This window comes from Nocardioides pyridinolyticus (genome assembly GCF_054653575.1).
In genome coordinates this window covers 85,249-100,733 of the sequence record NZ_BAAIFY010000012.1, presented here as the reverse complement: position 1 = coordinate 100,733, position 15,485 = coordinate 85,249, and the positions used below count along the sequence as shown (strand labels likewise).

At 71.3% G+C, this 15,485-nt stretch carries 14 protein-coding genes; 12 read left to right on the top strand and 2 right to left on the bottom strand.

The genetic code is table 11. The features are described from left to right. Positions 1-20 precede the first annotated feature (20 nt). Entirely contained in the window at positions 21-1,016 is a 996-nt protein-coding gene (locus tag ACYQ0U_RS12475) for a type IV toxin-antitoxin system AbiEi family antitoxin domain-containing protein (protein ID WP_459973278.1), read from the bottom strand. 301 nt (positions 1,017-1,317) lie between these two features. Between ACYQ0U_RS12475 and ruvC the strand changes: the two genes are divergently transcribed. The 8 genes from ruvC (at position 1,318) to ACYQ0U_RS12435 (ending at position 9,823) form a co-directional block, all read left to right on the top strand. After that, positions 1,318-1,839: a crossover junction endodeoxyribonuclease RuvC gene (gene ruvC / locus ACYQ0U_RS12470; protein ID WP_459973276.1), complete on the top strand. Its 522-nt coding sequence runs from the start codon at positions 1,318-1,320 to the stop codon at positions 1,837-1,839. Next, positions 1,836-2,432: a Holliday junction branch migration protein RuvA gene (gene ruvA / locus ACYQ0U_RS12465; protein WP_459973273.1), complete on the top strand. Its 597-nt coding sequence runs from the start codon at positions 1,836-1,838 to the stop codon at positions 2,430-2,432. The genes ruvC and ruvA overlap by 4 nt, the downstream gene beginning before the upstream one ends. Positions 2,433-2,437: 5 nt before the next feature. Next, the gene (gene ruvB / locus ACYQ0U_RS12460; RefSeq protein WP_459973271.1) at positions 2,438-3,520 is read left to right on the top strand and encodes a Holliday junction branch migration DNA helicase RuvB; all 1,083 of its coding nucleotides are present in this window, start codon (positions 2,438-2,440) and stop codon (positions 3,518-3,520) included. A 118-nt stretch (positions 3,521-3,638) separates the two neighbouring features. After that, positions 3,639-3,962, top strand: a complete 324-nt coding sequence (gene yajC, locus ACYQ0U_RS12455; protein ID WP_459973269.1) for a preprotein translocase subunit YajC — start codon at positions 3,639-3,641, stop codon at positions 3,960-3,962. Position 3,963: 1 nt separating this feature from the next. After that, the gene (secD, locus tag ACYQ0U_RS12450) at positions 3,964-5,694 is read left to right on the top strand and encodes a protein translocase subunit SecD (protein WP_459973267.1); all 1,731 of its coding nucleotides are present in this window, start codon (positions 3,964-3,966) and stop codon (positions 5,692-5,694) included. Further along, positions 5,694-6,941, top strand: coding sequence for a protein translocase subunit SecF (gene secF / locus ACYQ0U_RS12445; RefSeq protein ID WP_459973265.1), 1,248 nt, complete (start codon positions 5,694-5,696; stop codon positions 6,939-6,941). The genes secD and secF overlap by 1 nt, the downstream gene beginning before the upstream one ends. Positions 6,942-6,967: 26 nt before the next feature. After that, on the top strand, positions 6,968-7,495 hold the full coding sequence (locus tag ACYQ0U_RS12440; protein ID WP_459973336.1) for an adenine phosphoribosyltransferase: 528 nt from the start codon (positions 6,968-6,970) through the stop codon (positions 7,493-7,495). A gap of 96 nt (positions 7,496-7,591) precedes the next feature. Further along, on the top strand, positions 7,592-9,823 hold the full coding sequence (locus ACYQ0U_RS12435; protein WP_459973334.1) for a RelA/SpoT family protein: 2,232 nt from the start codon (positions 7,592-7,594) through the stop codon (positions 9,821-9,823). A gap of 104 nt (positions 9,824-9,927) precedes the next feature. On the opposite strand, the gene ACYQ0U_RS12430 is transcribed toward ACYQ0U_RS12435, so the two are convergent. Then, on the bottom strand, positions 9,928-11,154 hold the full coding sequence (locus ACYQ0U_RS12430) for a DUF349 domain-containing protein (RefSeq protein ID WP_459973263.1): 1,227 nt from the start codon (positions 11,152-11,154) through the stop codon (positions 9,928-9,930). 187 nt (positions 11,155-11,341) lie between these two features. Between ACYQ0U_RS12430 and ACYQ0U_RS12425 the strand changes: the two genes are divergently transcribed. Genes ACYQ0U_RS12425 through aspS form a run of 4 tightly spaced genes read left to right on the top strand, consistent with a single transcriptional unit; the run spans position 11,342 to position 15,340 of the window. Then, entirely contained in the window at positions 11,342-11,506 is a 165-nt protein-coding gene (locus ACYQ0U_RS12425; RefSeq protein WP_459973261.1) for a hypothetical protein, read from the top strand. Positions 11,507-11,515: 9 nt separating this feature from the next. Next, entirely contained in the window at positions 11,516-12,226 is a 711-nt protein-coding gene (locus ACYQ0U_RS12420) for an MBL fold metallo-hydrolase (protein ID WP_459973259.1), read from the top strand. A gap of 4 nt (positions 12,227-12,230) precedes the next feature. Then, on the top strand, positions 12,231-13,571 hold the full coding sequence (hisS, locus tag ACYQ0U_RS12415; RefSeq protein ID WP_459973257.1) for a histidine--tRNA ligase: 1,341 nt from the start codon (positions 12,231-12,233) through the stop codon (positions 13,569-13,571). Further along, on the top strand, positions 13,568-15,340 hold the full coding sequence (gene aspS, locus ACYQ0U_RS12410; RefSeq protein WP_459973255.1) for an aspartate--tRNA ligase: 1,773 nt from the start codon (positions 13,568-13,570) through the stop codon (positions 15,338-15,340). Before hisS ends, aspS begins: the two co-directional genes overlap by 4 nt. Positions 15,341-15,485 lie beyond the last annotated feature (145 nt).

Genomic DNA, 15,485 nt, shown 5'->3' with positions numbered 1-15,485 from the left:
TTACAGTGTTCGGCGCGCGGTCAGGCCGCGCGGCGCCGGATCCGGTACGGCGCGAGGTCCGCGATCTCGGTGCCGAAGCGGGCGCAGGTGTCGGCGTACTCCCGCGCCAGCCGCCGCCGCGCGGCGTCCTGGCCGGGACCGCAGTCGGCCGCCGTGATGCGGGAGATCCCGAGCTTGAAGCCGCCGATGAAGTCCTGCCTCAGCTTCTCCCGCAGCAGGACGTCGCGCGGCGGTTGCCCGGTGATGTTGTCGGCGCCGTACTTCACCCAGCCGTCGACCTCGAACACGTGACGACCCAACCGGAGGTCGCACCAGACGGCCCGGTCTCCGTCGGTCAGACCGAACTGCGTCTCGGGACGTCCGGCGCCGAGGCTGTGGACGAGCACGCGGGCGGCCGACTCGAGCCACGACTCGGCTCCGGGGTCGGCGAGGTCGAGGACGCGGTCCATGACCCGGCTGCCGGGCCAGCACCACATGGCGGCGCGTGCCCGTTCGAGCTGCGCGGGGGTGACACCCCGGCGGAGCGCCCGGTCGCAGCACGCCACGCCGGCGACCAGTCCGTGCTCGCGCGCCATGTCGAGCGCCGTCCTGGCCGGATCGAGGAGGCGGAGACCGTCGACCTCCCGGACCTGCGAGGGGAGGTACGGCGCGAGGTGGTGCTTCACCCCGGCGCGCACCGCGTCTCCGTGGACCTTGGGCCGGGTGACGTGCACCAGCTCGTGGCGGGCATCGGGCACGCCGAGGCCCAAGGCGAGCGCGGCGGAGTCGTGGCTGAGCACGTGCTCGCACCTCAGCGTCAGCTGTGCCGCCCGCACCCGGAGGAGGGGCTGTCCCCGGAAGGGATCGAGCGCTCGCCAGTGGTCGGCGTCCACGTAGACGCCCCTGCGGAGCCTGACCAGGTCGCCGGACGTCACGAGGCGGGCCAGGTGACGGTCGTCGAGGCCGGACCGGACGGCGGCAGCACGAGTGATGAGGCCGTGGGCGTCGGGTGGGACCGCGAGGCGGAGGAGCTGCATCGTGGGAGGCTCGCGCGCCGGCCGTCGGCGGCGCCGGCGCTGCACCGTCACCGGTGGACAGCGGTGCCGGAGGCCGGGCCGGTGGATGGTTGGTGGCCCCTCCGCGGACGCTTGTAACGCCGGGTTGTTGACTGCGCACAGGGCGGTGCATCCACAGGGGAGGAGCAGATAACCCGGCGTTACAAGGACCGGCCCGCGACGCCCCGCGTGTCGCACCCGCCGACGGGGGAGCAGCCGGTTAGCGTGGTCTCCGAACACCTGTTCGGACGGTAGCCACAGGATGCGACGGGAAGGCGGCTCCATGCGCGTGCTCGGGATCGACCCCGGCCTGACCCGCTGCGGCATGGGCGTGGTCGAGGGCACTGTGGGGCGACCGCTGAGCCTGGTCGACGTCAACGTGCTGCGTACGTCGAGCGACCTACCGGTGCCGCAGCGGCTGGTGACCATCGAGAAGGGCGTCGACGCCTGGCTCGACGAGTACGCCCCCGACGCGGTCGCGGTGGAGCGGGTGTTCGCGCGCTCGGACGTCAGCACGGTGATGGGCACCGCCCAGGCGAGCGGGATCGCGATGGTCTGCGCCGCGCGGCGCGGGCTGCCGATCGCCCTGCACACGCCGAGCGAGGTCAAGGCCGCGGTGTCCGGCAACGGCCGGGCCGGCAAGGCCCAGGTGGGCGCGATGGTGACCCGGATCCTGCGCCTCGACGCGCTGCCGAAGCCCGCGGACGCCGCCGACGCGCTCGCGCTGGCCATCACCCACATCTGGCGCGGCGGCGCCCAGGCCCGGATCGACGCGGCGGTGGCCGCAGCAGGGAGGAAGCAGTGATCGCGTTCGTGTCCGGCAAGGTGGCCGCGATGACGCTCTCGAGTGCGGTGCTCGAGGTCGGGGGAGTCGGCCTGGAGCTGATGTGCACCCCCGGCACGCTCGCCACCCTGCGCACCGGGCACGCGGCGACCCTGCCGACCAGCATGGTCGTGCGTGAGGACTCGCTGACGCTGTTCGGCTTCATCGACGACGACGAGAAGCAGACCTTCGAGCTGCTCCAGACGGCCTCGGGTGTCGGCCCCAAGCTGGCCCAGGCGATGCTGGCCGTGATGAGCCCCGACGACCTGCGCGTCGCCATCGCCGGCGACGACCCCAAGACGCTGACCAAGGTGCCCGGCATCGGCCAGAAGGGCGCCCAGCGGATCATCCTCGAGCTCAAGGACCGCATCGGTACGCCGACCGGCGGCCGCTCCGCCGCCGCGCCTGCCGTGGCCGCCCCGTGGCGCGACCAGGTGCACCAGGGCCTGGTCGGCCTCGGCTGGTCGGCCAAGGACGCCGAGAAGGCGGTCGACACCGTGGCGCCCGAGGCGGGCGACGTCCCCGACGTGGCCGGCCTGCTCCGTGCGGCCCTCCGGACCCTCAGCAAGGCGTAGGACCGATGCCCTTCCACGAGGACGACCTGGACGCGGCGGAGTCGACGCACTTCCGCTCGCTCACCGCGGCCGAGGCCGAGGGTGACGAGCGCGCCGTCGAGGCGGCGCTGCGCCCGCGGACCCTCGACGAGGTCGTCGGACAGTCGCGGGTGCGCGACCAGCTCGGGCTGGTGCTCGAGGCGGCCCGGCGCCGCGGTCGCGCACCCGACCACGTGCTGCTCTCGGGACCTCCCGGGCTCGGCAAGACCACGCTGGCCATGATCATCGCCGCCGAGATGGGCGCCCCGCTCCGCCTGACCAGTGGCCCGGCGATCACCCACGCCGGCGACCTCGCCGCGATCCTCTCCGGCATGAACGAGGGCGATGTCCTCTTCGTCGACGAGATCCACCGGATGTCGCGGCCGGCCGAGGAGATGCTCTACATGGCGATGGAGGACTTCCGGGTCGACGTCGTCATCGGCAAGGGTCCGGGCGCGACCGCGATCCCGCTCGAGATCCCGCCGTTCACGCTCGTCGGGGCCACCACCCGCGCCGGACTCCTGCCGGGCCCGCTGCGCGACCGGTTCGGCTTCACCGCGCACCTGGAGTTCTACGAGCCGCACGAGCTCGACCAGATCGTCCAGCGCTCGGCCCGCCTGCTCGAGGTCGACGTGCTGCTCGACGGGACCAGCGAGATCGCCTCGCGCTCCCGCGGTACCCCGCGCATCGCCAACCGGCTGCTGCGCCGGGTCCGCGACTACGCCCAGGTCCGCGCCGACGGCGTCGTCACGCTGCCGGTCGCCCAGGCGGCGCTCGACCTGTACGAGGTCGACCAGCTCGGCCTCGACCGGCTTGACCGGGCCGTCCTGGATGTCCTCTGCCGCCGGTTCGGCGGGGGACCGGTCGGCATCTCCACGCTCGCGGTCGCCGTCGGCGAGGAGCGCGAGACCGTCGAGGAGGTGGCCGAGCCGTTCCTCGTCCGCAACGGCTTCCTGGCCCGTACGCCGCGCGGCCGGGTCGCCACCCCGGCCGCCTGGGAGCACCTCGGGCTGAAGCCGCCGCCGCTTCCCGTGGCGGTCGACGGGGACGCCACGCTCTTCGAGGACTGACGCCGCAGCGGTGCCGATTGGTGAGCCAGACCATCCCGCTGGTTAGACTTGCCCGTCGTCGGTCGCCCGGTCTGGGCTGCGCCGCACCCCTGCTTGTCGCTCGAGAGGTCGTTTCGTCGTGGAGTTCTTGCCGCTGATCGGCATCGCCCTGCTCTTCTGGCTCTTCATCATCCGCCCCGCCAGCAAGCGTCAGAAGGAACTCGGACGCATGCAGTCGTCGTTGTCCGTAGGTGACGAGGTCGTGCTGACCTCGGGCGTCTACGGCGTCGTCGCCGGTGTGGAGGATGACCACCTCCGCCTGCGCGTCGCCGAGGGCGTCGTGATCAAGGTCGCCCGCGGTGCGGTCGGCACGATCGCGACCAAGGCGGAGCAGCCGGAGGACCCGGCCGCGCCGGCGCACGAGGACCCGCCCGGCAGGAACGCCGGGCCCGAGGAGAGCTGACATGGCACGTAAGGGCGGCAGCGCCAAGCACGCCGGACGCAAGGTGCTCGTCTTCCTGCTCGGCGTGGCCGTCCTCTACGGGCTCGTGGCACTCGCCGGCAACTGGAAGCCGGCCCTCGGCCTGGACCTCCAGGGCGGCACGCGCATCACGCTGACCGCCGAGGGCGACCCCACGGCGGAGAGCCTCGAAGAGGCGAAGGCGATCATCGATGCGCGCGTGAACGCCACGGGCGTCGCCGAGTCCGAGGTGACCACCCAGAGCGGCCGCTTCATCGTGGTCGAGATCCCCGGTGACAACCGCCGCGACCTCGTCGACGTCGTCGAGCGCCAGGCCCAGCTGCGCTTCCGGGTCGTGGCCTGCTCGTCGCTCTCCCCGGGTCCCTGTGGCGCCGACCCGACGCAGAACCCGGTCCAGGACCCGCTCGGCGACCTGGGTGCGTCCGAGACGCCCGCCCCCTCCGAGTCGCCGTCCGCGTCGCCGGGCAAGCAGAAGAGCAAGAAGGACGGCTCCGCCAAGAACCGCCCGGCGTTCCTCGCGGACGCGAAGAGCAACGACCAGGCGTCGGACTCGCCCTCCCCGTCGCCCTCCCCGTCGGACGCGCCGAGCGACCAGCCGAGCGGGGGGGCCGGTGAGGACACCAACCCCGCGACGGAGGCGCTGGCCTTCATGGCCAACCCCGACGCGAAGTCGGTTCGGGCCTACCACGCCTACACCTGCCCGGCCACCGAGCCGATCGTCGACGACCCTGACCAGCCGCTGGTCACCTGCGGCACCGGCGAGTACGCCGACGTGAAGTTCCTCCTCTCCCCGGCCGCGCTCGAGGGCACCGACCTCACCGACGCCACCGCGGGCGTGCCGCAGGGCGGCGTCGGCTGGCAGGTCAACCTGTCCATCGGTGGCGAGGGCCGGCAGGTCTTCGCGGACCTCTCCCGGCAGATGGTCGGCACCGAGCAGCAGTTCGCGATCGTGCTCGATGGCAACGTCATCAGCTTCCCGGGCTTCGACGGCGTGATCACGGGCGGCGACGCCCAGATCAGCGGCGACTTCACCGAGACGGAGGCGAAGGACCTCGCCACCAGCCTCAAGTTCGGCTCGCTGCCCATCTCGTTCACCGACGACACCACCTACGAGGACGTCGGGCCGTCGCTGGCCGGCAACCAGCTCAAGGCCGGCCTGACCGCCGCTGCGCTCGGCCTGCTCCTCGTGATGATCTACTGCCTGCTCTACTACCGCGGCCTCGGCCTGGTGGTGCTCGCGTCGCTCATCGTCTCCGCGGCCGTCACCTTCGCGCTGGTGCTGCTGCTCGCCAAGACCGCCGGCTTCACGCTGACGCTGCCCGGTATCGCCGGCCTCATCATCGGCGTCGGTGTCATCGCGGACTCCTTCGTCATCTTCTTCGAACGCATCCGTGACGAGATGCGCGAAGGCAGGTCGATGCGGGTCGCGGTGGAGACCGGCTGGAAGCGAGCCCGCAAGACCCGCGTCGCAGCCAACGTCGTCTCGCTGCTGTCGGCCGCGGTGCTCTACATCTTCGCCACCGGCGTGGTGAAGGGCTTCGGCTTCGCGCTCGGTCTGTCGACACTGATCGACCTCGCGGTGCTGTTCTGGTTCACCAAGCCGCTGGTGTCCTACCTGGCCCGGTTCCGGTTCTTCAACGGCGGTGGCACGCTGTCCGGCCTCAGCGCCGGCACGCTCGGCATCGATCGCGTCAACGTGGAGGGGAGGGCCTGATGGGGAAGTTCTCGAGGCTCGGCAACGACCTCTACCAGGGCCGCAAGTCCTACGACTTCGTCGGCCACCGGGCGCTCTGGTACTCCATCTCGGGCGCCCTGGTCGGCCTGGCGATCCTCGTGGTGGTCGTCAAGGGCCTGAACTTCGGCATCGAGTTCACCGGCGGCACCCAGTACCGGATCGACAACCTGTCCTCGAGCGTCTCGGGCCAGGACACCGCGGACACCCTCCGTGACGAGATCGGTGGGTCGCCCGAGCTCGACTTCAACGCCGAGCCGACCGTCACGACGTCCGGCGAGAGCTCGATCATCATCCAGGTCGAGGACGTCTCGGACGCCGACGACGAGGTGATCCGCGGGATCATCGCCGACGTCACCGGTGTCGACCCGACCGGAGAGGACATCTCCCAGGACGAGATCGGCGCCAGCTGGGGCAAGGAGGTCGCGGAGCGCGCCATCATCGGCGTCGTCATCTTCCTGGGCCTCGTCGTGCTGTTCATCTGGGCCTACTTCCGTGAGTGGAAGATGTCGGTCGCCGCGCTCATCGCGCTGTTCCACGACATCGCGCTCACCGTCGGTATCTATGCACTGTCCGGCTTCCCGGTGACGCCTGCCGCGGTGACCGGTCTGCTCGCCATCCTCGGCTTCTCGATGTACGACACGGTCGTCGTGTTCGACAAGGTGCGCGAGAACACCCACGAGCTGCGGCAGAAGGGCCAGACCTACGCCCAGGCCGCGAACCTCGCGGTCAACCAGACCCTGGTGCGCTCGATCAACACCTCGATCGTGGCGCTGATCCCGATCGGTGCGATCCTCTACGTCAGCACGATCCAGCTGGGCGCCAGCTCGCTCAAGGACCTGGCGCTCGCGCAGTTCGTCGGCATGGCCGCCGGGCTGTTCTCGTCGATCTTCATCGCGCCGCGCATCCTGGTGCAGATGAAGGGCGCGGAGGCGTCGGTCCAGCTCTCCGACAAGCGCGCCCAGTCGCGGGCCCGCCACGACGCGGACCGCTACGCGAACGTTCCGGCGTTCACCGAGGACATGCCCGTCCACGAGGAGCCGGGTCCCGACCTGGCCGAGGACGCGCCCGTCGGGGGCGCGGCGCCGCCGGTGCGCGAGCAGCGCGCTCCGGAGGCGATGGGCCGTGGCCGCAACGTGCCGGAGGCCAACCGGCCGGTGCGGCAGAGCGGCGCCTCCGGTCGCCAGCAGCCCACCCGCCAGCCGAAGTCCAAGCGAGGCAAGAAGTGACGGCACCCGGGCCGGGGGAGGAGAGACTGGCCGCGGCGCTCGCGCTGATCGCCGACGTCCCCGACTTCCCCGAGCCCGGGATCCTCTTCAAGGACATCACGCCGCTGCTCGCGGACCACGCCGCACTGGAGACGGTCGTGGCCGCCCTGGCCGCGCCGGCGCGTGACGACGCCGGTCGTCCGATGGTCGACAAGGTGCTCGGCATGGAGTCACGAGGCTTCATCCTCGGCGCCCCGGTCGCGCTGGCGCTCGGCGTCGGCTTCGTGCCGGTCCGCAAGGCCGGCAAGCTGCCGCGCGAGACCTACGCCGTCTCCTACGCGCTGGAGTACGGCGAGGCGACGCTCGAGGTGCACCGTGACGCGCTCGAGCCGGGGGAGCGCGTGCTGCTCGTCGACGACGTGCTCGCCACCGGCGGCACGGCGAGGGCGACGCTCGACCTGGTCGCCAAGTGCGGGGCCGAGGTGCACGGGATCGCGGTGCTGATGGAGCTCGGCTTCCTGGCCGGCCGCGAGGCGGTCGGCGACGTACCCGTGACCGCCCTCCTGACGGTATGAGTCGTACGTAGACTGAACCCTGTGACGGAGGAACGCACCGCCCGGGCAGTCGAGCGGGAGCGGCGCGCGCCGGAGACGGCGTCCTCCACCCGGAGCATGCGGGCGCGGCTGGCCCGGATGGGCACCCGCAACCAGTCGGCCAACCCGGTCCTCGAGCCGCTGTTCCGCTCGGTGCGCGCCAACCACCCCAAGGCCGACCTGGCGCTGCTGGAGCGCGCCTACCTCACCGCCGAGCGGCTGCACGGCACGCAGACCCGCAAGAGCGGCGACCCCTACATCACGCACCCGCTCGCGGTGACGACGATCCTCGCGGACATCGGCATGACCGAGCCGACCCTCGCCGCGGCGCTGCTCCACGACACGGTCGAGGACACGCCGTACACCCTCGAGCAGGTCCGGCAGGACTTCGGTGACGAGGTGGCGCAGCTGGTCGACGGCGTGACCAAGCTCGACAAGGTCAAGTACGGCGACTCGGCGCAGGCCGAGACCATCCGCAAGATGATCGTCGCGATGTCGCGCGACATCCGGGTGCTGGTGATCAAGCTCGCCGACCGTCTCCACAACATGCGCACGCTGCGCTACGTCAAGCAGGAGACCCAGGAGCGGGTCGCGCGCGAGACGCTCGACATCTACGCCCCGCTGGCCCACCGGCTGGGCATGAACACCATCAAGTGGGAGCTGGAGGACCTCGCGTTCGCGACCCTGCACCCCAAGATCTACGACGAGATCGTCCGGATGGTCGCCGAGCGGGCGCCCTCGCGCGACCAGTTCCTCGCCGAGGTGATCGCCCAGGTCGAGGCCGACCTGCGCGACGCGAAGGTGAAGGCGACCGTCACCGGCCGGCCGAAGCACTACTACTCGATCTACCAGAAGATGATCGTCGGGGGCCGCGACTTCTCCGACATCTACGACCTGGTCGGCATCCGCGTCCTCGTCGAGAACGACCGCGACTGCTACACCGTGCTCGGCATCCTGCACGCCCGCTGGAACCCCGTGCTCGGCCGGTTCAAGGACTACGTCGCGATGCCGAAGTTCAACATGTACCAGTCGCTGCACACGACGGTCATCGGCCCGCAGGGCAAGCCCGTCGAGCTCCAGATCCGCACGTTCGCCCAGCACCGCCGCGCGGAGTACGGCGTCGCGGCGCACTGGAAGTACAAGGAGGACGGCCGCGCCGGCGTCGACACCGACCGCGCCGGCGACCTCGACGACATGACCTGGGTCCGGCAGCTGCTGGACTGGCAGAACGAGGTCGAGGACCCGGGGGAGTTCCTCGAGTCGCTCCGCTTCGAGATCAACCGCGCCGAGGTCTACGTCTTCACCCCGCGGGGCGACGTGATCGCGCTGCCGACCGGCGCCACACCGGTCGACTTCGCCTACGCCGTCCACACCGAGGTCGGCCACCACACGATCGGTGCCCGGGTCAACGGCCGGCTGGTGCCGCTGGAGTCCGGCCTGGAGAACGGCGACGTGGTCGAGGTCTTCACCTCGAAGGCGCCGACCGCCGGGCCGTCGCGCGACTGGCTCGGCTTCGTGAAGTCCCCGCGCGCGCGCTCCAAGATCCGCCAGTGGTTCACCAAGGAGCGACGCGAGGAGGCGATCGACCGCGGCAAGGAGCAGATCGCCAAGCTGATGCGCAAGGAGGGGCTCCCGCTCAAGCGCCTGATGTCCCACGAGGCACTGATGCTGGCCGCGGTCCACTTCAAGCTCGCCGACGTGTCGGCGATCTACGCGGCCGTCGGCGAGGGCAACATCAGCGCCCAGGCCGTCGTACGCCGGGTCATCGACCTCCACGGAGGCGACGAGGGCGCGGCGGAGGACCTCTCCGAGGGCGTGACGATCACCGGCCGGCGCGGCCGGTCGAAGGTGCAGCCGGGCGGTGACTCGGGCGTGATCGTCAAGGGCGCTCCGGACGTGTGGGTGAAGCTCGCCAAGTGCTGTACGCCGGTGCCGCCGGACCCCATCCTCGGCTTCGTCACCAAGGGTGGGGGCGTGTCCGTGCACCGGCAGAACTGCACCAACGCCAACAGCCTCCAGTCCCAGCCGGAGCGGCTCCTCGACGTCGAGTGGGCCCCGACCGGACAGTCGAGCTTCCTGGTCAACATCCAGGTCGAGGCGCTCGACCGGGCCCGGCTCCTCTCGGACATCACGATGGCGCTCTCCGACGCCCACGTCGACATCCTCAGCGCGAACCTCTCGACGACCCGCGACCGGGTCGCGAAGAGCCGGTTCACCTTCGAGATGGCCGAGGCCAAGCACCTCGACACCGTGCTCAAGGCGGTGCGCTCCGTGCCCGGCGTCTTCGACGCCTACCGCGTCACTCAGTAGCTCTACGGAGCGTCCGCGGCGTTGCCGGCGCTCGACGACCCGCTCCGCTCGAAGGTCGCCTTCGGACCGGCGCCTTGTGGCCGCACGCGTAGAGCTATCGAGACCTACGAGAAGTCGGCCGAAGCCCGTTTGGCCATCTCGAGGAAGGACTGACGGGACTCGAGGTTCTCCTCGAGCTCCCTGACCAACTTGTCGTTCCCGGCGGAGCGGGCCTTCTCCAGGTCGGCCTCGACCTGGGCGATGGCGGCCTCGAGCTTGGAGACCATGTCGTCGGCGCGGGCGGACTTCTCGGGGTCCGACTTGCGCCACTGCTCGTCCTCGATGCTGCGGATCTCCTGCTCGACGCGGCGGATGCGGCCCTCGAGCTCGCGCATCCGGTCGCGCGGCACCTTGCCCGCGGCGTCCCAGCGCTCGGCGATGTCGCGGAAGGCGCGCTTGGCGGCCTCGACGTCGGAGACCGGCAGCAGGGCCTCGGCCTCGGCGAGGAGCTGCTCCTTCACCTCGGCGTTCGCGGCGAACTCCTGGTCCTGCTCGGCGGCTGCGGCGTCGCGGGCACCGAAGAACGTGTCCTGCGCTCCGCGGAAGCGCTTCCACAGCGCCTCGTCCACGTCGCGGGGCGCCGGGCCGGCGGCCTTCCACTGGCGCATCAGGTCGCGGTAGCGGCCCGCCATCGGGCCCCAGTCCGTGGAGGTCGCCAGCTCCTCGGCCTCGACGACCAGGCGCTCCTTGACCGAGCGGGCCTGGTCGCGCTTCTCGTGCTGCTCGGCGAAGTGCGCCTTGCGGCGCCGGGTGTACGACGTGCGGGCGGTGGAGAAGCGCCGCCAGAGCGCGTCGTCGGACGACCGGTCGATGCGGGGGAGCGTCTTCCACTCGTCGAGCAGCTCGCGCATCCGGTTGGCGCCGTTGCGCCAGTCGTTGCCGGAGGCCAGTTGCTCGGCCTCGGTGACGATGCGCTCCTTGCCGGCGCGGGCCTCCGCCGAGCGCTGGGCGCGCTCGGCCTTGCGGGCCTCGCGCTGGCTCTCCAGCACCGGGCTGAGGGCGTCGAGGCGGGCGGCGAGGCCGGCGAGGTCCCCGACGGCGTTCGCCTCGGTGACCTGCTCGCGGACCGTGCGGACCGAGGTGGCGGCCTCGTCGGGGGACATCACCCCCGACTTGATCCGCTGCTCGAGCAGGTCGACCTCGAACGCGAGCGCGTCGTACCGCTCCGTGAAGAACTTCAGCGCCTCCTCCGGGGTGCCCTCGGGGTACTGGCCGACGGAACGCTCGCCGTCGTCGGTCTTCACGTAGACGGTGCCGTCGTCGTCGACGCGGCCCCAATCGTGGCTCGTCACAGTGCACTCCGCTCGCATCCCTGGTCGTGTCGAGACCATGCTAATGGCCCTCGCCGGAGGCGCTGGATCTCTGCCAGATACCTGCCATCCCGACCACCCGCGCGGATCATTCTCGCGTCCACCTGCCGCCCGCAGGATCGACGCGGGCGACCGCGGTGGCGCTCACGAGCGAGCAAGGACGGCGGACATGAGCACGACGAGCAGAGTGAAGCAGGTGGCGGCCGCTCTCGCGGCGGGCACGCTGGTGGTGCTGGCGCCGACGGGTGGCACCGCCGCATGGGCGGACGAGGAGTCGCCCGCCCCGGCGTCGCACCGGCACACCGGTGCGGCGCTGCCCCCGCGTCATCGGTAGGCTGCCGGGGTGTTGATCGCCGGCTTCCCCGCGGGTCCGTGGGGCACGAACTGCTACGTGGCCGCCACCGGCCCGGGCAACGAGTGCGTGGTCATCGACCCCGGCAAGGACGCCGCCGACGGCGTCGCCCAGGTCGTCCGCGAGCACCGGCTCAAGCCGGTCGCCGTGCTGGTGACCCACGGCCACGTCGACCACATGTGGTGCGTCGCCCCGGTCGCCGGCACCTACGACGCGACCGCCTGGATCCACCCGGCCGACCGCCACCTGCTGGCGAACCCGATGGCCGGCATGTCCCGCGAGACGACCCAGATGCTGCTCGGGGGGAAGTACGAGTTCGCCGAGCCCGACGACGTCCAGGAGCTCGGCGACGGCCAGGAGCTGGAGCTGGCCGGCCTGCGCTTCGTCGTCGACCACGCGCCCGGCCACACCGAGGGATCGGTGACCTTCCGCTCGCCGTACCAGCGCGAGGACGTCTCCGAGGTGATGTTCTCCGGCGACCTGCTCTTCGCGGGGTCGATCGGACGCACCGACCTGCCCGGTGGCGACCACCCGACGATGCTGCGCAGCCTCGCCAGCAAGGTGCTGACCCTGCCCGACGACGTCGTGGTCCTGCCCGGACACGGCGAGCAGACGTCGATCGGCCGCGAGCGCGCGACCAACCCCTTCCTGCTCGACCTGCTCTCCAGCGGCGACTCCACCCAGACCACTCGAGGTCTCTGAACCCATGAATGCCAAGCCGACCCCGCTCAGCGGGTTCCCCGAGCTGCTGCCCGAGCAGCGCTTCGTCGAGCAGCAGGTGATCGACACCCTGCGCCGTACCTTCGAGCTGCACGGCTTCGCCGGCATCGAGACCCGCGCCGTCGAGCCCATGGACCAGCTGCTCCGCAAGGGCGAGACCTCCAAGGAGGTCTACGTCCTGCGACGCCTCCAGGAGGCGGACGCCGGCACCGACTCCGGCATGGGCCTGCACTTCGACCTGACCGTCCCCTTCGCGCGCTACGTGCTGGAGAACGCCGGCAAGCTCGAGTTCCCCTTCCGCCGGTTCCAGATCCAGAAGGCCTGGCGGGGTGAGCGGCCGCAGGAGGGTCGCTACCGCGAGTTCACCCAGGCCGACATCGACGTGGTGATGAAGGACGAGCTGCCCTTCCACTTCGACGTCGAGGTCGCCCGCGTGATGGCCGAGGCGCTGTCCGGCCTGCCGCTGCCGCCGCTGCGGCTCCGGGTCAACAACCGGAAGCTGATCGAGGGCTTCTACCGCGGCATCGGCGCGGAGGACCCGCAGGCGGTCATCACGATCATCGACAAGCTCGACAAGCTCCCGGAGAAGGAGGTCGCCGCGCTGCTCGGGCGCGACGCCGGCCTCGGCGACGAGCAGGTCCAGCAGTGCCTCGCGCTCGCGCGGATCACCACGAGCGACACCTCCTTCGTCGAGCAGGTGCGGGAGCTGCGGGTCGACCACGAGCTGCTCGACACCGGCCTGGCCGAGCTCGCCGCCGTCATCGACGGCTGCGCCAGCGTCCGCAGCGACCGGTTCGAGGTCGAGGCGAGCCTCAGCCTGGCGCGAGGCCTCGACTACTACACCGGCACCGTCTTCGAGATCTACATGGTCGGCTTCGAGTTCCTGAAGTCCGTCGGCGGGGGAGGGCGCTACGACGCGCTCGCCTCCGACGGCCGCAGCACCTACCCGGGCGTCGGCATCTCGTTCGGGATCAGCCGCTCCCTGGTGCCGCTGATGAGCCGTGGCCTGCTCGGCTCGGACCGCAAGGTGCCGAGCGCGGTGCTGGTCGCGCTCGCCGACGAGGAGAGCCGGCCCGCGAGCGACGCCGTGGCGACGGCGCTGCGCGCGCGGGGCGTCCCGTGCGAGGTGGCCGCGAGCCCGCAGAAGTTCGGCAAGCAGATCCGGTACGCCGAGCGCCGGGGCATCCCCTACGTGTGGTTCCCGGGCGACACCCACGAGGTCAAGGACATCCGTTCGGGGGAGCAGGTGGCGGCCGATCCCGCCGCCTGGACCCCACCCGCCGAGGACCTGCGACCGCAGGTCACGATGAAGGAGCAAGAGCAGTGATCCGCACCCAGGACGCCGGCGCCCTCCGCGCTGAGCACGCCGGCCAGACCGTCACCCTCGCGGGATGGGTGGCCAACCGGCGCGATCACGGCGGCGTGGCCTTCATCGACCTGCGCGAGGCGAGCGGCGTCGTCCAGGTCGTCATCCGCGACGAGGAGGTCGCGCACCACCTGCGGGCGGAGTACTGCATCAAGGTCACCGGCGAGGTCGCCCGCCGCAAGGAGGGCAACGAGAACCCCAACCTCGCCACCGGTGAGATCGAGGTCGTCGCCACCGAGGTCGAGGTGCTCAGCTCCGCGGCGCCGCTGCCGTTCCCGATCAGCGACCACGTCGACGTCGGCGAGGAGGCGCGGCTCAAGCACCGCTACCTCGACCTGCGCCGCTCCGGCCCGAACCACGCGATCCGCCTGCGCAGCCAGGTCAACAAGGCCGCGCGCGATGTGCTCGACCGCCACGACTTCGTCGAGATCGAGACGCCCACCCTCACCCGGTCGACGCCCGAGGGCGCGCGTGACTTCCTGGTCCCGGCGCGCCTCCAGCCCGGCAGCTGGTACGCCCTGCCGCAGAGCCCGCAGCTGTTCAAGCAGCTGCTGATGGTCGCCGGCATGGAGCGCTACTTCCAGATCGCGCGCTGCTACCGCGACGAGGACTTCCGCGCCGACCGCCAGCCCGAGTTCACCCAGCTCGACATCGAGATGAGCTTCGTCGAGCAGGACGACGTCATCGCGGTCGCCGAGGAGATCCTGGTCGCGCTCTGGCGGCTGGTCGGCCACGATGTCCCGGTCCCGCTGCCGCGGATGACCTACGCCGAGGCGATGGCCCGCTACGGCTCCGACAAGCCGGACCTGCGCATGGGCCAGGAGCTCGTCGACTGCACCGAGTACTTCAAGGACACGCCCTTCCGCGTGTTCCAGGCGCCGTACGTCGGCGCTGTCGTCATGCCCGGGGGAGCGAGCCAGCCGCGCAAGCAGCTCGACGCCTGGCAGGAATGGGCCAAGCAGCGCGGTGCCCGGGGCCTGGCCTACGTGCTGGTCCAGGAGGACGGCGAGCTGACCGGCCCGGTCTCGAAGAACATCACCGACGAGGAGAAGGCCGGCCTCGCCGCGCACGTCGGCGCCCAGCCCGGCGACTGCGTCTTCTTCGCCGCGGGCCCGGTGAAGTCGAGCCGCTCCCTGCTCGGGGCCGCGCGCCTCGAGATCGGTCGCCGCTGCGGCCTCATCGACGAGAGCGCGTGGAGCTTCCTGTGGGTCGTCGACGCCCCCCTGTTCGAGCCGGCCGACGAGGCGACCGCCGCGGGCGACGTCGCGGTCGGCGGCGGGGCGTGGACCGCGGTGCACCACGCGTTCACCAGCCCCCAGGACCCCGACACGTTCGACCAGGACCCCGGCAACGCGCTCGCGTGGGCCTACGACATCGTCTGCAACGGCAACGAGATCGGCGGCGGGTCCATCCGTATCCACCGCGAGGACATCCAGAAGCGCGTCTTCTCCGTGATGGGCATCGGCGAGGCCGAGGCGGAGGAGAAGTTCGGCTTCCTGCTCGAGGCGTTCAAGTACGGCGCGCCGCCGCACGGCGGCATCGCGTTCGGCTGGGACCGCGTCGTCGCGCTGCTCGCGGGGACCGACTCGATCCGCGACGTCATCGCGTTCCCCAAGTCCGGTGGCGGCTTCGACCCGCTCACCTCGGCTCCTGCGCCCATCACAGCCGATCAGCGCAAGGAAGCAGGGATCGACGCCCTCTTGGCGAAGGACGTCCCGGGTCGAGCCTGATCGGCCGGACAGGACTGTCCATCTGTCGAGACCAGATCGTTACCCGCGGGTCATCGCTCTGCCCCAAGCGGTGGCGTAGAGTCGCCCGCGGCGCTCGGACCACGTCTTGTATCGCGCCTGACTTCTCAGTGTGAATGGGGTGACG